The organism is Rhizobium sp. BK399 (assembly GCF_014194695.1).
GTDB lineage: Bacteria > Pseudomonadota > Alphaproteobacteria > Rhizobiales > Rhizobiaceae > Rhizobium.
This window is the reverse complement of record NZ_JACIAH010000007.1, coordinates 98,613-115,624: the sequence shown is the minus strand read 5'-3', so window position 1 is coordinate 115,624 and position 17,012 is coordinate 98,613. Positions and strand designations below refer to the sequence as shown.

Annotated in this window: 20 protein-coding genes and 1 tRNA gene; 11 read left to right on the top strand and 10 right to left on the bottom strand. The window is 61.2% G+C overall.

The features are described from left to right. Positions 1-63: 63 nt before the first annotated feature. Genes FHT97_RS16540 through FHT97_RS16525 form a run of 4 tightly spaced genes read left to right on the top strand, consistent with a single transcriptional unit; the run spans position 64 to position 3,564 of the window. The gene (locus tag FHT97_RS16540; RefSeq protein WP_183863672.1) at positions 64-1,152 is read left to right on the top strand and encodes a fatty acid desaturase family protein; all 1,089 of its coding nucleotides are present in this window, start codon (positions 64-66) and stop codon (positions 1,150-1,152) included. Between the two features lie 33 nt (positions 1,153-1,185). After that, the gene (locus FHT97_RS16535; protein ID WP_016556536.1) at positions 1,186-1,500 is read left to right on the top strand and encodes a MocE family 2Fe-2S type ferredoxin; all 315 of its coding nucleotides are present in this window, start codon (positions 1,186-1,188) and stop codon (positions 1,498-1,500) included. A 10-nt stretch (positions 1,501-1,510) separates the two neighbouring features. Beyond that, the gene (locus FHT97_RS16530) at positions 1,511-2,737 is read left to right on the top strand and encodes an FAD-dependent oxidoreductase (protein ID WP_183863671.1); all 1,227 of its coding nucleotides are present in this window, start codon (positions 1,511-1,513) and stop codon (positions 2,735-2,737) included. A gap of 29 nt (positions 2,738-2,766) precedes the next feature. Beyond that, complete coding sequence (locus FHT97_RS16525; RefSeq protein ID WP_183863670.1) at positions 2,767-3,564, top strand: 3-methyl-2-oxobutanoate hydroxymethyltransferase; 798 nt, start codon at positions 2,767-2,769, stop codon at positions 3,562-3,564. Between the two features lie 29 nt (positions 3,565-3,593). Here FHT97_RS16525 and FHT97_RS16520 read toward each other — a convergent pair whose 3' ends face one another. The 4 genes from FHT97_RS16520 to FHT97_RS16505 form a co-directional block, all read right to left on the bottom strand. Continuing rightward, the gene (locus FHT97_RS16520; RefSeq protein WP_183863669.1) at positions 3,594-4,016 is read right to left on the bottom strand and encodes a hypothetical protein; all 423 of its coding nucleotides are present in this window, start codon (positions 4,014-4,016) and stop codon (positions 3,594-3,596) included. 16 nt (positions 4,017-4,032) lie between these two features. Next, complete coding sequence (locus tag FHT97_RS16515; protein ID WP_183755230.1) at positions 4,033-4,347, bottom strand: hypothetical protein; 315 nt, start codon at positions 4,345-4,347, stop codon at positions 4,033-4,035. A gap of 147 nt (positions 4,348-4,494) precedes the next feature. Beyond that, a tRNA-Arg gene (locus FHT97_RS16510) sits at positions 4,495-4,571 on the bottom strand. A 72-nt stretch (positions 4,572-4,643) separates the two neighbouring features. Further along, the gene (locus FHT97_RS16505) at positions 4,644-5,807 is read right to left on the bottom strand and encodes a M20 aminoacylase family protein (protein ID WP_183863668.1); all 1,164 of its coding nucleotides are present in this window, start codon (positions 5,805-5,807) and stop codon (positions 4,644-4,646) included. A 157-nt stretch (positions 5,808-5,964) separates the two neighbouring features. Here FHT97_RS16505 and FHT97_RS16500 point away from each other — a divergent pair, with 157 nt between their 5' ends. After that, on the top strand, positions 5,965-7,092 hold the full coding sequence (locus FHT97_RS16500; protein WP_183863667.1) for a D-alanyl-D-alanine carboxypeptidase family protein: 1,128 nt from the start codon (positions 5,965-5,967) through the stop codon (positions 7,090-7,092). A gap of 12 nt (positions 7,093-7,104) precedes the next feature. Then, a complete protein-coding gene (locus FHT97_RS16495; protein WP_183863666.1) occupies positions 7,105-8,256 on the top strand; it encodes a GTP-binding protein in 1,152 nt (383 codons plus the stop codon). Position 8,257: 1 nt separating this feature from the next. Here FHT97_RS16495 and FHT97_RS16490 read toward each other — a convergent pair whose 3' ends face one another. From FHT97_RS16490 to FHT97_RS16470, 5 genes are all read right to left on the bottom strand, one after another. Then, positions 8,258-8,482, bottom strand: a complete 225-nt coding sequence (locus tag FHT97_RS16490; protein WP_183863665.1) for a sulfurtransferase TusA family protein — start codon at positions 8,480-8,482, stop codon at positions 8,258-8,260. A gap of 4 nt (positions 8,483-8,486) precedes the next feature. After that, entirely contained in the window at positions 8,487-9,710 is a 1,224-nt protein-coding gene (locus FHT97_RS16485) for a murein L,D-transpeptidase family protein (protein ID WP_183863664.1), read from the bottom strand. Positions 9,711-9,897: 187 nt separating this feature from the next. Further along, entirely contained in the window at positions 9,898-10,851 is a 954-nt protein-coding gene (locus FHT97_RS16480) for an acetyl-CoA carboxylase carboxyltransferase subunit alpha (protein WP_016556464.1), read from the bottom strand. Between the two features lie 63 nt (positions 10,852-10,914). After that, positions 10,915-11,868: a site-specific tyrosine recombinase XerD gene (gene xerD, locus FHT97_RS16475; RefSeq protein ID WP_183863663.1), complete on the bottom strand. Its 954-nt coding sequence runs from the start codon at positions 11,866-11,868 to the stop codon at positions 10,915-10,917. A 4-nt stretch (positions 11,869-11,872) separates the two neighbouring features. Further along, complete coding sequence (locus tag FHT97_RS16470) at positions 11,873-12,049, bottom strand: hypothetical protein (protein ID WP_183755237.1); 177 nt, start codon at positions 12,047-12,049, stop codon at positions 11,873-11,875. A 146-nt stretch (positions 12,050-12,195) separates the two neighbouring features. Here FHT97_RS16470 and FHT97_RS16465 point away from each other — a divergent pair, with 146 nt between their 5' ends. The 4 genes from FHT97_RS16465 to FHT97_RS16450 all read left to right on the top strand — a co-directional run bounded on the left by FHT97_RS16465 (position 12,196) and on the right by FHT97_RS16450 (position 15,767). After that, positions 12,196-12,786 carry a shikimate kinase gene (locus FHT97_RS16465; RefSeq protein WP_183863662.1) on the top strand — a complete coding sequence of 197 codons (591 nt, stop codon included), beginning with the start codon at positions 12,196-12,198 and terminating at the stop codon, positions 12,784-12,786. Beyond that, on the top strand, positions 12,783-13,913 hold the full coding sequence (aroB, locus tag FHT97_RS16460) for a 3-dehydroquinate synthase (protein WP_183863661.1): 1,131 nt from the start codon (positions 12,783-12,785) through the stop codon (positions 13,911-13,913). Before FHT97_RS16465 ends, aroB begins: the two co-directional genes overlap by 4 nt. Further along, on the top strand, positions 13,910-15,220 hold the full coding sequence (locus FHT97_RS16455) for an HlyC/CorC family transporter (protein ID WP_183863660.1): 1,311 nt from the start codon (positions 13,910-13,912) through the stop codon (positions 15,218-15,220). The genes aroB and FHT97_RS16455 overlap by 4 nt, the downstream gene beginning before the upstream one ends. A gap of 67 nt (positions 15,221-15,287) precedes the next feature. Then, positions 15,288-15,767, top strand: a complete 480-nt coding sequence (locus FHT97_RS16450) for a DUF2938 domain-containing protein (RefSeq protein WP_183755241.1) — start codon at positions 15,288-15,290, stop codon at positions 15,765-15,767. Between the two features lie 68 nt (positions 15,768-15,835). Here the strand turns inward: FHT97_RS16450 and FHT97_RS16445 are convergent, their stop codons facing one another. Beyond that, on the bottom strand, positions 15,836-16,117 hold the full coding sequence (locus tag FHT97_RS16445; RefSeq protein WP_183863659.1) for a BolA family protein: 282 nt from the start codon (positions 16,115-16,117) through the stop codon (positions 15,836-15,838). A 100-nt stretch (positions 16,118-16,217) separates the two neighbouring features. On the opposite strand from FHT97_RS16445, the gene FHT97_RS16440 reads away from it, so the two are divergent. Continuing rightward, positions 16,218-16,829: a J domain-containing protein gene (locus FHT97_RS16440; RefSeq protein ID WP_016556456.1), complete on the top strand. Its 612-nt coding sequence runs from the start codon at positions 16,218-16,220 to the stop codon at positions 16,827-16,829. Positions 16,830-17,012: the final 183 nt, after the last annotated feature.

Below are 17,012 nucleotides of genomic sequence, written 5' to 3'. Positions count from 1 at the left end.
TTGGTGAAAGTCAACATACTCTCGTCTGCACAGGCCGGGAGGAATGACATGCGGGAGGTTGCGATGGCGGATCAGACGAGGAAGCGGGACTATAGCCTGCTCGGCGAAAGCGGCCGGACGGCCGTCGATATGGGCCTGGCGGCCGCCGAGTGGTATCACACCGAGGTTCCGCGCAAGGAGATGAAGGCGCTGATGCAGCGCTCCGACGCGCCGGCCATTCGCGACACGATCATTTGGCTCGGTGCGATGATTCTACTTGCCGGGCTTGGCGTCTATTTCTGGGGCTCCTGGCTCTGTGTGCCCTTTTTCCTTGCCTATGGAGTGCTTTACGGTTCGGCATCCGATAGCCGCTGGCATGAGTGCGGTCATGGCACAGCTTTCAAGACGCGCTGGATGAACGATGCGGTCTATCAGATCGCCTGCTTCATGATCATGCGCAATCCGGTGACCTGGCGCTGGAGCCATACGCGCCATCACACCGATACGGTGATCGTTGGCCGGGATCCCGAAATTGCCGTGATGCGCCCGCCGGATCTGCTGCGGCTGATCCTCAATTTCTTCGGCATTCTCGATGTCTGGCATGCCATGGTGGACATGCTGCGCAATGCCTTCGGCGTCATCAGTGCGGAAGAGAAAACCTTCATCCCCGAGATGGAGCAGCCGCGCGCCATCTTCATCGCCCGCATCTGGCTCGCCATCTATGTCGTGGCGATTGCCGCCGCTATTGCGATGGGGTCTGTCCTGCCGCTGGTGTTGATCGGTCTGCCGCGGCTCTATGGGGCATGGCATCACGTATTGACCGGCCTGCTGCAGCACGGTGGCCTCGCTGACAATGTCATCGACCATCGTCTGAACAGCCGCACCGTCCATATGAATCCGATCAGCCGGTTCATCTACTGGAACATGAACTACCACGTCGAGCATCACATGTTCCCGATGGTGCCCTATCATGCGTTGCCGCGCCTGCATGCCATGATCAAGCACGACCTGCCCGCGGCAAACCCGTCGATGTGGTCAGGCTATCGAGAGATGATCCCGGCGTTCCTGCGCCAGCTGCGCAACGAAGACTATTTCCTCAAGCGTGAGCTGCCAACGACAGCGCGGCCTTATCGCGAGGAGTTCCATGCCGAGCTTGCGCCGGCCGCCCAATAGAGCAGCACCAGACATGAAGCATGGGAGGACAAGATGAGCGGAAATTGGATCGAGGTCTGTGCGGTCGAGGACATCGACGAGGAAGATGTCATGCGGTTCGATCATCAGGGCAGAACGTTTGCCGTCTACCGCAGTCCGGATGACGAGTTCTTCGCAACAGACGGGCTCTGCACCCACGAGCAGGTCCATTTGGCCGATGGCCTCGTCATGGACGAGATCATCGAGTGTCCCAAGCACAATGGCCGCTTCAACTACAAGACGGGGCAGGCCAAGGGAGCGCCGGTCTGCGTCAACCTCGCTACCTACCCCGTGAAGGTCGAAGACGGCGCTGTCTTCATTTCCATCTGAGGAGGCCGTCATGACCCATTTCGTCATCGTCGGGGCCGGGGAATGCGGCGCACGCGCGGCGTTTGCCCTGCGCGAAAAAGAGTTTGACGGCGAGATCACGCTGATTGGAAGCGAATCCCTTGCGCCCTATGAACGACCGCCGCTTTCAAAGGCGGTCGTTGGAGGGGCCGCGGGGCCGAAGTTTATCGCCGAGCCGGAGAGATATGCGGCGAGTGGCATCCGCCTGCTGACCGGCGTGACGGTAGAGGACGTTGATCCCGAGGCAAAGGCGGTTACGCTTTCCGACGGCAGCTCCATCACTTATGACAGGATTCTGCTCGCGACCGGCGCTCGCGCGCGGGCATTTCCCGGGATTGCCGAGAATAGCAAGCACATCCGCGCGCTCCGCACCCATGCGGACGCGGAAGCTCTTCGCAAAGCGATGATGCCCGGAAAGCATATCCTGATCATCGGCGGCGGTTTTATCGGCCTCGAGCTTGCCGCAACGGCGCGCGCGCTCGGAACCGAGGTGACGGTTCTCGAAGGCCTGGAGCGCGTGCTGAAGCGCGGCGTGGCGGAGGAGGTCGCAGGCGCGATCTGCGAGCGGCATCTGCTTGAGGGCGTCGACATCCGCTGTGGCGTCGCGATCACGGCGATGGCCGAGGAGGGTAGCAAGGCGATCATCCACCTCGCCGATGGCGACACGATCAGCGCGGATCTCGTGCTCGTCGGGATTGGCGCCACACCGAATACGGAGCTTGCGGCGCGCGCCGGTCTCCAGATCGACAATGGCATTGCCGTGGACGAATTTCTGCGCAGTTCGGCGCCTGATGTCTACGCAGCCGGCGACTGCTGCTCTTTTCCGCTGGCGATCTATGGCGGCCGCCGCGTACGGCTCGAATCCTGGCGGAATGCGCAGGAGCAGGGGGCTCTGGCCGCCGCCAACATGATGGGGCTCGGCGAAGCCGTGTCCGCCGTTCCCTGGTTCTGGTCCGACCAATATGACGTAACGCTGCAGATTGCCGGCCTGGCAGAGGGCGCCGTCCAGCACTTGCGCCGGGACCTCGGCGACGGCGCCTTCATTCTCTTTCATCTCGATCAGGCCGGCCGGCTGCTGGCGGCCAGCGGCATCGGTCGCGGCAACATCGTCGCCCGCGATATCCGGCTTGCCGAGATGCTGATCGCGGCGCGCGCGCATCCGGATCCGGCCGCGCTGGTCGCAAGCAGCGTCAAACTGAAATCTCTCCTGGCCGCCTGACGGGCGGTGGCATTCTCAAGGTATTGGTGATGGGCAAACAACTGCGACCGACTGTGCATGATCTCCTGTCGATGAAGGGCAAGCGGCAGCTCAGCATGTTGCGCGTCGTGTCACTCGAGGAGGCCGAGGCCGCCGAGGCGGCCGGCATCGACCTGATTTCCGTCCCGCCAGAACTCCTCTTCGATCCGCGATTTCGTGATGCCGCCCCCGGGCGCTTTGCGATTCCCGGCGGCGAATACGGCCAGAGCGGTGCGACCCCGGATGAGATCCTGCGCTCCGCCGTGAAAATGCGGGCGGCCTCCGCCGATGCCGTCTATTGTGCAGCCAGTCTGCAGACGATCCGGCGGTTGCGTGACGAATATATTCCGGTCTGCGGGCACACCGGGCTCATCCCATCGCATTCCACCTGGACGGGCGGCTTTCGCGCCGTGGGCAAGACGGCGCAATCCGCCGCCTTCGTCTATAGGCAAGTGAAGGATCTGGAAGCCGCCGGCGCGTTCAGCGCCGAGATCGAGGTCGTGCCGGCCGAGGTGGCGGCGGCGATTTCGGAGCGCACGTCGATGCTGATGATCTCGATGGGCGCCGGCAGCGGATGCGACGCGCAGTACCTCTTCTCCGAAGATGTGCTAGGCCTCAACCGCGGGCACTATCCGCGCCACGCCAAGGTCTATCGCAATCTTGCCGCCGAATACGACCGCATCCAGGCGGAACGGATCGCGGCATTCCGCGAATATGCCGCCGACATTGCCGGCGGCGCGTATCCGGAGGAGCGGCATCGGGTGCCTGTCGATACCGACGAACTGGCCGCGTTTCTGTCTGGACTCTGAGCCGTCGGGTGTCGGGTGCTCCCGTCAGCTCATTGCCAGACCACCTGGTCGGCGAAGTCGGGGTCGGCCTTGACCTCCTCGGCCGCCGCGCAGGCTTCCGACGGATCGTCGGACAGCGCGGCCAGTTCACCGCCGACGAGAATGCCATAGATCACCAGGATGTGCTTGTCGTGATAGTCCTTCTGGGCATCGCTCATCTTGGCCGCGTCGGCCGGCGCAAGCGCCTCGAAGGCCTTTCCCATTTTTGCACCGTCGAGCGTAAATCCCAGGCAGACGTCGGCAATCGCCGTCTGGTAGGCGACAAGTTGAAGTTTGGTCTGCTGTTCCTGCGTCAGCGCGCGTTCCAGCAGGTCGATCGCGTGCAAGCGAACGAAGCCGCTGGTCGGGGTTTCGGCAAAGGAGGGCGAAGCGGCTCCCAGGCATGCGGCGAGTGCTGCTACCAGTCGTCTCATCTCGGTTTCCTCGCAATCAGAATAGCCGGTTGGTCCAGGTCGGCAGAAAATCGCCGTCGGGATTGAAGCAGGCGCCCTGCCTTGGATAGCAGATGACGTCGCGGGCGGGACTGAAGGGCGCGCTGCGAGGCGGATAGGGCGGTGGCGGAGGAATGTACTGGTTTTGATGTACATGATCATGCGAGGCGGCTGAAGCGGCAATGCCGCCTAGCAGCAGGCCCCCGACCAGGGCGGCAGTATCATCGGAATGCCAGCTGCGTGCCGAACTGGATGCCGGCAATGCGGTCGCTACAAGAGAGCATAGAAGCAACGTCATCGAAATTCGAAGCATAGAACGTCCCCCGGGAAACAATGACGCCGTGCAATCTATGTCGCTAATGCAATCGAGGCAAGAATTGTGTGGGGAAGGAATGTCAATCGAGAAATGATAGCGACAGCTGGCGCGAAGCGCCAAAACCTCGTCTACTAGCGAAAACAGTGGTGATCCCGACGCGATTCGAACGCGTGACCCCCAGATTAGGAATCTGGTGCTCTATCCTGCTGAGCTACGGGACCACTTGAGCGTCATGCATACAAAAGGCTTGGCCGGAAGCCAAGCTCTTTTGCATGTGTTGGATGAAGTGAATTTCAGTCGCCGAGGCGCTGTTCGGCGAGCCGCACCCAGTAGGAAATGCCGTGGGTGATGGTTTCGTCGTTGAAATCGTAGGCGGGGTTGTGCAGGCCTGCGGTATCGCCATTGCCGATGAAGATGAAGGCGCCGGGGCGGGCGTTCAGCATGTAGGAGAAATCCTCGCCGCCCATCAGCGGGTCGATCTCGGCGTTGACGTTGCCCGCGCCGGCGATCTCGCCGGCAATGCGGACGGCGTGTCCGGTTTCCGTCGCGTGGTTGTAGGTGACGGGGTAGTTCCGGTTGAAATTGATATCGACTTCGGCACCGTGGGCGGCAACGAGGCCGTTGACGATCTCTTTCAATCGGGTTTCGGCAAGGTTGCGCACCTCTTCGTCGAGCGTGCGCACGGTGCCGGCGATCGTTGCGTCGTTCGGGATGACGTTGTGCGCGAAGCCGGCGTTGAACTTGGTGACCGAAACGACGATCGAGCGCAACGGGTCGACATTTCGGGAGGCGATGAGTTGCAGGTTGCTGACGACCTGGGCGCCGATGGTGATCGGATCGATCGTGCGGTGCGGCTGTGCGGCATGGCCGCCGCGGCCCTTGATGGTGATGGTGAATTCGTCGGTGGCCGCCATGATCGCGCCGCTGCGGATGGCGAAATGTCCGACCGGTAGACCCGGCAGATTGTGCATGCCATAGACCTCTTCGATGCCGAAGCGCTCCATCATGCCGTCCTTGACCATCAGGTTGCCGCCGCCGCCGCCTTCTTCAGCCGGCTGAAAGATGACCGCGATATTGCCGTTGAAGTTGCGCGTTTCGGCCAGATATTTCGCCGCGCCGAGCAGCATGGCGGTGTGGCCATCATGGCCGCAGGCGTGCATCTTGCCTGGCGTGGTCGAAGCCCATGGCTTGCCGCTGATTTCCGTCAGCGGCAAGGCGTCCATGTCGGCGCGCAGGCCGATCGTGCGGCTGCCTTCACCCTTGCCCTTGATCAGGCCCACGACGCCCGTTCTGCCGAGGCCGGTGACGATCTCGTCGACGCCAAATTCCTTGAGTTTTTCGGCAACGAAGGCGGCGGTGTTCTCGACGGCGAAGAGAAGTTCGGGACGCGCGTGGATATGCCGGCGCCACTCTGTCACCTCGTCCTGAAGTTCGGCGGCTCTGTTCAAAATCGGCATGTCAGCTTCCTGTCGTGAAATCGAAACGGGGACGGAACCGGGTCGCGGGGACACGATGCCGCAGAAATAACTTAATCAAGGCCCTTTGCCATGTCATGGCCATATACGTTAAATAGGGGAAACTTTCGAGACTTCCGGACATCTTTAAGGACGAACCGTGTCGACGCGCCAGAATCGCTTGCTTGCCGCCTTGCGGCCGCTTTCAATCGCAGCTTCCGCAGCCGCCATCGCTCTCTCGGCCACAGCGCAGGCTTATGCGAACCCACACATCCTGGTCGATGTGCAAAGCGGCCGCGTGCTGGAGCATGACGAGGCTTTCCGCAAGTGGTATCCGGCGTCACTGACCAAGCTGATGACGGTCTACACGGTCTTCGATGCGGTTCGCGCCGGCCAGATCAGCCTCGATACCCCCATCGTGATGAGCAAGCGGGCGGCGGCCCAGCCGCCGGCGAAGATGTATTTCAAACCGGGACAGAAGCTGACGCTCGATAGCGCGTTGAAGATCCTGATGGTCAAGTCGGCAAATGACATCGCGGTTGCGGTTGCCGAGGCCGTTGGCGGCACGCAGGAAGCCTTCGTGCTGAAGATGAATGCCGAGGCGGCGAAGCTTGGCATGAATGATTCGCATTTCGTCAATCCGAACGGCCTGCCCGGCAAGGGCCAGTACACGACGGCACGCGATCTTGCGGTTCTTTCCGTCGCGCTGCGCCGTGACTTCCCGCAATATGCCGGATACTTCTCGCTCGAGGGCATCACGACCGGCACGAAGAACGTACCGAGCATCAACGTCCTGATTGGACGCTTCGCCGGCGCCGACGGCATGAAGACGGGCTTCATCTGTGCTTCGGGGTTCAATCAGATTGCTTCGGCGACCCGTAACGGCCGTACCTTGATCTCCGTCGTGCTCGGCACCGATAGTCTGGCTGCTCGCGCGGATGCGTCCGCCGACTTGCTGCAGAAGGGCTTCACCTCGCAGTTTTCCGCGCCCGATACGCTCACTTCCTTGCAACCCTACGGGCCGGGCCAGGACCAGGTCACGGATATCACCGCCGATATCTGCAGCGCCAAGGGCGCCAAGGTCCGCAGTGAAACGCGCGATGAAGTCGGTCGCATGAAGGTTCAGTCGCCCTATATCCAGGAAATGGACCACGAGCCGAACTTCGTCTTTGCCGGTCTCATTCCGGGTCAGAACGAGCCGCAGCCCGACAAGCTGGCAACCGCCGAGACCGCAGGAACGATTGCCAACGTGCCGGTGCCGCTGCCACGTCCTGCCACCTCCTTCTAAGGTCAATTCGCGATGAGCGCAGCTTCCAATCGAATCCCGGTCACCATCCTGACCGGCTTTCTTGGCGCCGGCAAATCCACCCTGCTGAACCGGATCCTCAAGGATTCGGCGATGAAGGACGCTGCCGTCATCATCAACGAGTTCGGGGATGTCGGCATCGATCATCTGCTGGTGGAAAGCTCCGGCGACGCCATCATTGAACTGTCGGATGGCTGCCTTTGCTGCACCGTGCGCGGCGAGTTGGTCGATACGCTCGCCAACTTGATGGATGCGGTGCAGACCGGCCGCGTCAAGCCGGTGAAGCGCGTCGTCATTGAGACCACAGGGCTGGCAGATCCGGCACCGGTCATGCAGGCGATCATGGGCAACCCTGTTATCGCCACGAATTTCGATCTCGATGGCATCGTAACGGTGGTCGATGCGGTCAACGGTTCGCAGACCCTCGATAATCACGAGGAGGCGGTGAAGCAGGCCGCGGTTGCTGATCGGCTGGTTCTCTCGAAGCGGGCTATGGCGTCGCCGGAAGGATTGCTTGCTTTAGAAAAGCGCCTTTATGCGCTCAATCCGCGCGCGGCACTGATGGATGCCGATAGCGTCGAGGCTGGCCAGGCAAGCCTTCTCGTCAACGGCCTCTATGATCCTGCCAGCAAGATTGCCGACGTTGGTCGCTGGCTGCGGGACGAAGATGCCCACGCGCACCACCATGATCACCATCATCACGGGGCGGGCGGCCACCACCATCATCATGGGCACGATCATCAGGATCCGCATGACGTGAACCGTCATGACGCTTCGATCCGATCCTTCTCGATCGTCGAGGACAAGCCGATCGACCCGATGGCGCTTGACATGTTCATCGATCTCTTGCGGTCGGCGCACGGCGAAAAACTACTGCGGATGAAGGCGATCGTCGCTGTCTCAGACCGCCCGGATCGTCCACTGGTCCTTCACGGCGTGCAGAGCATCTTCCATCCGCCGTCGCGGCTGCCGGCCTGGCCGGACCCCGAGGACCGTCGCACGCGCATGGTGCTGATCACCAAGGATCTGCCGGAGGCCTTCGTCAAGGATCTGTTCGATGCGTTTCTTGGCAAGCCGCGCATCGATACGCCGGATCGAGCGGCGCTGAACGACAATCCGCTCGCTGTGCCGGGAATGCGGTTCTGAGCTATCCCTTGCGGATGAGGAAGCGGTGGCCGGCTTCGGTCTTTTCCGCCTCGATCAGCTGGTGGCCGTCTTCGTTGCAGAAGTGGGGAATGTCGATACCGGCGAGCGGATCCGTGGTTTCGACCTGGATCAACGCGCCGCTCGGCAGCGAGGACATCTTGCGGCGGGTCTTCAGCACCGGTAGCGGGCATTTCAGCCCGCGCAAATCGTAGAGAATGGCGCTCACGCCATCAGTCCTTGCCCCAGAACTTCCAGAACGGCTTCTTCGAGGCGACTTCGACAGGCTCAGGCTGTTCCACCGGCGCGAAGGCGAGCGGGCTCGGCGTGGGGACTGGAACCTGGGCCGGAATAGCAGCAGCGACGGCAATCGCCTTTGCTTCCGACGTTGCTGGCGCCGCGCCCGGTGCCGCGTTCGCGGCGACCGTGGATGCGGTCTTGCTCGCCATCATCTCTTCCAGATCCGCGACCTTCACCATCTTGCCGGCTTCGAGCGACGTGCCCGTTGGTGCGTAGGCCAATTCGCGACCCTTCCTGAGCTTTGCGACCACCGCCTTGCGTTCGGCTTCGCTCGGGTCGTACCAAGCCATGCCGTCGTATTTCTTTACGGCCTTGGCGTAGTCGGCGTCATAGGTCTTGCCGTAGGAGGCAAGGGCAGCGGTCAGTGCCGGCGGCGTCGACATCGCCGGGCACGCGCCGGCTGGACTGAAGGTGCCGTTGCCGGTTGCCTGCTGGTTGAAGACGTACTTCTTCTCGCAGACGTTCACTTCTGGAGGACGCTTGGTGACCTCGAAGTTGTCGTAGCCGACCTTCAGCATGTTCCAGAATTCGATGTTCGAGTTCAGACGATGCCGGACCATGTTTTCCGCCGTCATGCGGAAGGGGAAGGCTTGAAGCTGCACTGTCGACTGGCCGCCGGAAAAGGCGTCACGGGCGAAGGCGTAGATCTCGAGCACCTGCTGGTCGGTCATCGAGTAGCAGCCCGACGACGAGCAGGCGCCATGGATCATTAGATTGGTACCGCTGCGGCCATTGATAGCGTCGTAGCGGTTCGGAAAGCCGGTATTGATCGCCAGATAATATTTCGAATTCGGATTCAGGTTGGCGCGCGTCAGCTCGTAGAAGCCTTCCGGCGCCTGCCGGTCACCCTCTTTCACCTTGGGACCGAGGCGACCGGACCAGGCGCAGATCTTGTAGTCGGCGATCTTGTCGAAGCGATTGTCGGTCTTCGCCTTCCAGATCTCCAACGCGCCTTCTTCCTTGAAGATGCGGATCATGATCGGCGAATTGCGCTGCATCCCCTTGGCCGACATTTCGGACAGGATCTTCGGCGGAAGCGGCTGCTCGACCTTGTTCTTGACTCTCGAGAGGTCGACCTGGGCGGTTTCCAATGCGTCGTTGCAGCCGGCGAGCGCCAGCGCCATCAGGGAAACATATGCAAAATGACGAATGCGCATTCAAAATAGCCCATCAACAGTATGCAACCTGGCCCCAGATGCGGAGCGAATCATAGGCTGACTATGGTTCACAAACTCTTAGCAGCCTATGAAGCGCGCTCGCGTCCCCCGCAAGTAGGAATGTTACTGATAACATTATTGTGGCCAAGGTTTGGCCTCATTCACAGGGCATCTGCGCGCTTGTGCACTACAAATTGCGGCCCATGTTGAGAAACTTCTGCCGGCGATCGTTGCGGAGCTGCTCGCCGGTGCGGTTGGAAAGCTCACCAAGCGCGTTGGCGATGACATCGCCCGTTGCGGCAATGACGCTGTCGGGATCACGGTGGGCGCCGCCGAGCGGCTCGCTGATGATGCCGTCGATGATGCCGAGCGCCTTCAGGTCGTCGGACGTGATCTTCATGTTGGTGGCGGCTTCGCGGGCACGGGCGGAATCGCGCCAGAGGATCGAGGCTGCACCTTCCGGCGAAATGACGCTGTAGATCGCGTGCTCGAGCATGTAAACGCGGTTGCCGGTGGCGATCGCGATGGCGCCGCCCGAGCCGCCTTCGCCGATGACGACAGAGACGATCGGCACCTTCACCGAAAGACACATCTCGGTCGAACGGGCAATGGCCTCCGCCTGGCCGCGTTCTTCGGCGCCGACGCCCGGATAGGCGCCTGCCGTATCGACGAGGGTGATGACGGGGAGACCGAAGCGATCAGCCATCTCGAGAACGCGGATTGCCTTGCGGTAACCCTCCGGGCGGGCGCTGCCGAAATTGTGCTTCAGGCGGCTCTTGGTGTCATTGCCCTTTTCCTGGCCGAGAACGGCGACAGGCTGGCCGCGGAAACGGGCAAGGCCTGCCTGGATCGCAGCATCCTCGGAAAACTTTCGGTCGCCGGCAAGCGGTGTGAATTCCTGAAACAGCGTCTTGGCGTAGTCGACGAAATGCGGTCGCTGCGGATGGCGCGCGACCTGCGTCTTCTGCCAAGCGTTGAGCTTCGAATAGATATCGACCATCGCCTCGCGAACGCGAACTTCGAGCCTGCCGATTTCATCTGACGTGTCGATGCTCTCGTCTTCGGTCGCGAGCTTCTTCAGTTCGATGATCTTGCCTTCGAGGTCGGAGATCGGCTTTTCGAAGTCGAGATAGTTGTGCATGAGGTGCGTTTCCGTTCCTTTTGCCGGGGCTGCTATTCCTAAGCGCGCCCTTTGTTGCCGGTCCTATTCCTGCTTTTTGGCCTGTTTGGCAAGGGGGTGGTGCGTTTGGACCAGTTGTTGAAGCCGTTCCTCCAACACATGCGTATAAATTTGCGTGGTTGAAATGTCTGAGTGACCGAGCAGTTCCTGAACGACGCGAAGATCCGCGCCATTGGCGAGAAGATGACTTGCGAATGCATGCCGCATGACGTGCGGCGAGATCATAGATGGGGTGAGACCTGCCCGGATCGCAAGATTTTTCAAGTCTCGCGCAAAGACCTGACGCGGCAGATAGCCTTCCTTGGAAGCTGCGGGGAACAGCCAGGGACCTTCCTGCGGCACTTTGGCGGCGGCGTTCTCGGTTGCAAGCATCCTGCCGTAGAGCTTCATTGCAACGATCGCCGACTGCGACAGCGGCACAAGCCGTTCCTTGTTGCCTTTGCCACGGATCATCAGGAAGCGTCCGTCCTGGTCGAGTACGCGGGCAGGAAGCGAGACGAGTTCGCTGACACGCATCCCCGTCGCGTAGAGCAACTCGAGAAGGGCCAGCATCCGTAGCCGCTGAAGCTGGCCGGGCGCTGGATCTTGTGCTTCGGTTTCCGCCTGCTCCAGCAGCCGACCGACTTCGTCGACTCCCATCGTCTTCGGAAGCGCGCGGCCCTTCTTCGGCGCGTCGAGAATGCCGGTTGGATCGTCGGTGCGTAGGCCCTCGGCATAGAGGAACTTGTAGAACTGGCGCATCGCCGCCAGTCGCCGCGCCTGGGAAGAGGGCTTGAACCCTTTGGCGCCGAGCGAGGAGAGATAGGCCGAAAGGTCCGCCGATGTCGCCTCCAGCAGCCGCACGCCCTTGCCGTTCAGGAAGCTGTGCAGATCGTCGAGGTCGCGCTCATAGGACGAAAGCGTATTAGCCGCAGCACCCCGCTCAGCGCTCATCATTTCCAGAAAGGCTTCGACGTGAGCCCAGCCGAGATCCTTCATGGTCTCACTTCTTGGACGGGTTGATGGCGCCGGTGGCGGGCGGATTGACCCGCTCGGACGGAAGGCGGATCGTCACGTCGCGCTCCTGCGGCTCGACAAAAACAACCAATGCCCACATCGTTCCGTATATCGCACCGGCGATGATCGCCAATATGGCGAGAAAACGGAACAAACTCGGCATTCAGCAACTCCATGGCTCTGCTTCTTTATGAAGAAGCATGTTTGCAAGTGCAAGAAGCTGCATTTGGACCACGTTTCCCTTGCGCGCGACTTGACGCTCCACCTGCATTTGTCGATACCGTTCGAAAACAAAGTGTGAATGGACCAATGAGCGACCCAGTTCTGACCGTTGCCGAAAGCTTGAAAGACAGGGCTCGCGCTGCGCTTGGTTCTCGCAACCTGATCCTGGTCGGACTGATGGGCGCGGGCAAATCTTCTGTCGGACGGATCGTTGCACATCAGCTTGGCATTCCTTTCGTCGACAGCGATGCCGAGATCGAGAAGGTCTCGCGCATGTCGATCACCGAGCTCTTTGCCGCTTACGGGGAAGAAGAATTTCGCGCGCTCGAAACCCGCGTCATGAAGCGTCTTCTGAAGAACGGGCCGCGCGTTGTTTCCACCGGTGGCGGCGCCTTCATCAACGACCGGACGCGCAAGCATATCAAGAAGGGTGGTATTTCCGTCTGGCTGAAGGCGGATCTTGAGGTTCTCTGGGAGCGCGTCTGCAAGCGCGATACTCGGCCGCTGCTCAAGACAGAGAACCCGAAGCAGACCCTCGAAAGCCTGATGAACGCGCGCTATCCGATCTACGAACTCGCCGACCTCACTGTCCTCTCGCGCGATGTGCGCAAGGAACTCATGGCAGAAGAGGTGCTCCAAGCCGTGATCGACGCCCGAACCGAAAGTGCAGCCAGATGAATGCGATTGCCCCTGCCTCCGAACGCAAGGTCCATGTGCCGCTCGGCGAGCGTACTTATGACATTCTGATCGGTCCCGGCCTGATCGCCCGCGCCGGTGCGGAGATCGCGTCGCGCCTCAAGGGCCGCAAGGCGGCAGTCGTCACCGACGAGCACGTGGCCCCGCTCTATTTGGATGCGCTGGTGCAAAGCCTCGAAGCAGCGGGCATCGCTTCGGCAACGCTTGTGCTGCCGGCAGGCGAGAAGACCAAGAGCTTCGAACACCTGATGACGGTTTGCGACAAGGTCCTTGAAGCGCGGATCGAGCGCAACGATTACGTGATTGCACTCGGCGGTGGCGTCATTGGCGATCTCACCGGCTTTGCGGCCGGCATCGTGCGCCGCGGCGTGCGTTTCGTGCAGGTGCCGACCTCACTGCTGTCGCAGGTCGACTCCTCGGTCGGCGGCAAGACGGGCATCAACAGCCGTCACGGCAAGAACCTGATCGGCGTTTTCCATCAGCCGGACCTGGTGCTTGCCGATACCGACGTCTTGAATTCACTGAGCGCTCGGGAATTTCGCGCCGGCTATGCCGAGGTCGCGAAGTACGGCCTGATCGACAAGCCTGATTTTTTCGCGTGGCTGGAAGCCAACTGGCAAGCGGTTTTTGCCGGGGGTGCGGCTCGGATCGAGGCGATTGCCACGAGTTGCCAGGCGAAGGCAGATGTCGTCGTCGCCGACGAGCGCGAGACCGGACAGCGCGCGCTTCTCAATCTCGGCCACACCTTCGGCCACGCATTGGAGGCGGCAACCGCCTATGACAGCGCGCGCCTCGTTCATGGCGAAGGCGTTTCGATCGGCATGGTCCTGGCGCACGAATTCTCGGCGCGCATGAACCTCGCAAGCCCGGATGACGCCCGCCGCGTCGAAACCCACCTGAAGGCCGTCGGCCTGCCGACCCGCATGTCGGAAATTCTCGGCGCGCTGCCGCCGGCCGAAGTCTTGATGGATGCGATCGCCCAAGACAAGAAGGTGAAGGGCGGCAAGCTGACCTTCATCCTGACGCGCGGCATCGGGCAGTCCTTTGTCGCCAATGATGTTCCCGCCTCGGAAGTGCTGAGCTTCCTCAAGGAGAAACACCCGCAATGACCCTCGAAGGCACGCTGGCATTTCTTTCCGTATACTGGCCGGAAATTGTCTCCATCGTGGCCCTCGTCCTCATGTCTGCGTTCTTTTCAGGTTCGGAAACGGCGCTGACTGCGGTGTCCCGCAGCCGCATTCACACACTCGAGGCCAATGGCGAGGAACGCGCAGGGATCGTGCGTCAGCTGATCGAGCGCCGGGACCGGCTGATCGGCGCCCTGCTGATCGGCAACAATCTTGCCAACATCCTCTCTTCGTCGCTGGCGACCAGCCTGTTCCTCGGGCTGTTTGGCAATTCGGGCGTCGCGCTCGCGACCCTCGCGATGACCGTCATTCTTGTCATTTTCGCCGAAGTCTTGCCGAAGAGCTGGGCGATCTCGACGCCGGATCGGTTTGCGCTGAACACCGCCTATGCGGTCAAGACGTTCGTCGCCGTCGTCGGCCCGTTGTCGTCTTTCGTCAATGCAATCGTTCGCCGGATTCTGTCGCTGTTCGGCATCAATCTCTCGCGCGAGGTTTCGATGCTCTCGGCGCACGAAGAACTGCGCGGCGCCGTCGACCTTCTGCACCGGGAGGGATCGGTCGTGAAGGCGGACCGCGACCGGTTGGGAGGCGTCCTTGATCTCGGCGAACTGGAACTCTCCGATATCATGGTGCACCGCATGGCGATGCGGGCGATCAATGCCGACGATCCACCCGAGGTGGTCGTGCGAACGATCCTCGAAAGCCCGTTCACCCGCATGCCGCTCTGGCGTGGGTCAACGGACAACATCATAGGCGTTGTGCACTCCAAGGATCTGCTGCGCGCGCTTGCCGAGCGTGATGCGGAGCCAGAGCATCTTGATATCAGCAAGATCGCCCAGAAGCCGTGGTTCGTGCCTGACAGTACGAGCCTGGAAGCGCAGCTGAATGCATTCCTGCGCCGCAAGCAGCATTTCGCGGTCGTCGTCGACGAGTATGGCGAGGTGCAAGGCATCGTGACGCTCGAGGACATCCTTGAGGAGATTGTCGGCGACATCGCCGACGAACACGACATCGATATCCAGGGGGTACGTCAGGAGGCGGATGGCTCGATCGTGGTCGACGGCAACGTGCCCATCCGCGATCTCAACCGCGCGCTCGACTGGCATTTGCCGGATGAGGAAGCGACGACGATTGCTGGCCTCGTCATCCACGAGTCGATGACGATCCCGGAGGAGCGGCAGGCCTTCACCTTCCACGACAAGCGCTTCATCGTGATGAAGCGCGAAAAGAACCGCATCACCAAACTTCGAATCCGGCCGGCAGAGGAAAACGAAGCAGGTCCGGCCTGAGGCGAGCATCAACTCTTGTTTGCGACGGAGAGGAGTCCGTCGCCGACATCATTATTATGGATTTGATATGTTTGATATTTTCTGGCGGGCCATCGCCATCGGCGTCGGGGCAACGGTCCTCATGGACATCTGGGCAATTGTTCTTGCGAAAGCCACGGGGGGGCCACTGCCGAACTGGGCGCCGGTGGGGCGCTGGTTCTGGCACCTGAAGGACGGCAAGGTCTTCCACGGAGATATCGGCACGGCCGCTCCGTACAAGCACGAGCTCGCGCTCGGCTGGATCGGCCACTATGCGGTCGGCATTCTTTACGGGATCCTGCTTGTGCTGCTTACGGGCCCGGCCTGGCTCGCAGCGCCGACGTTTCTACCGGCGTGGATCTGGGCGATTGTCACCGTTGGTGCCGGCTGGTTCCTGCTGCAACCGGGCCTCGGCATCGGTTGGGCCGCGTCTAAGACGCCAAACCCGAACAAGGTGCGTTTCCTGAACCTGGTCTCGCACACGGTATTCGGCATCGGTCTTTACGCGACGGCTCTTCTGATCCGCTGAAAAGGGACGATGACCCTTTCGGTCGCATTGGAAAGTGCGACCAGGTCACTATATAGAGCCCGTGCTCGCTACCAGCGCACCGGTTCGCCTGGTGCTGCTGGCTCGACGGCGAGGGCATGCAATCCGGCATCCAGTTCTGGCTTCAAAAGCTCCGTGATCGCACGGTGTCTTGCCAGTCGCGGCATGCCGGCAAACATGGCGGATACGATGCGAACCCGCATATGGGTCTCGCCGGTCCCCGTCATATCAGGCTGATGACCTGCATGAAGATGGCTTTCATTGATCACGCTGAGGCGCTCCGGCGCGAACGCGGCGGTCAGCTTTTCTTCGATGCGGGTCTGCAGGGTCATGGTCTCGTTGCTTTGCGAAAAAGGTTCCCACCAAGCCAGCAACATTCCGGTTTGTCAATTCTTGTTGTCGCCTCTTCGGAGGCCTAAAATTAGTGCCGTCATGAGACTCGATTCCAAATATTTCGACCGCATCCGCACCCGCCGCAAACGCGAGCAGGAACCCGAACAGGCTCCCCCTTCCTGTCAGTGGGACGGCTGCGACAAGAAAGGCGTGCATCGCGCTCCCGTCGGACGCAATGCCGAGGGGCAGTTTTTTCTGTTCTGCTTCGAGCACGTCAAGGAATACAACAAGGGCTACAACTACTTTTCCGGCCTCTCCGACGGCGAGATCGCGCGCTACCAGAAGGAAGCGATCACCGGCCACCGCCCGACCTGGACGGTCGGCGTCAACAAGTCGGCCAAGAACAGCCCGCTGCATTCCGATATGCGCTCGGGTACTTACCGCGTCCGCGATCCCTTCGGCTTCGTCAACGGCACCAAGGGAAACGGCCCGCGCTTCCCTGAGCAGCGCAAGCTGAAAAGCCTCGAAGCGAAGGCGTTCGACACGATGGGCCTTGACGCCAGCGCGACCTCCTCGGAGATCAAGAGCCGGTACAAGGAACTGGTCAAGAAGCACCACCCCGACGCCAACGGCGGCGACCGTGGTTCGGAGGAACGGTTCCGCGCCGTCATCCAGGCCTATCAATTATTGAAGCAGAACGGTTTTTGTTAGTTCCCGTCCTTGCTCTTGGTCTTCAATCAGGTATGGTCCCAAATCGGCTGAGGCCGCAGGCAACCGCGGCACAATTTTTTGCGTTTGTCCCACAGGCGCCTCGGCCACTTCCGGGCGCGGCGTTTCTTGTCCGGGACTTTGTTCAAGAATGCTCGCTAGCGGTAGTTTACCGCCCCCGAGGTT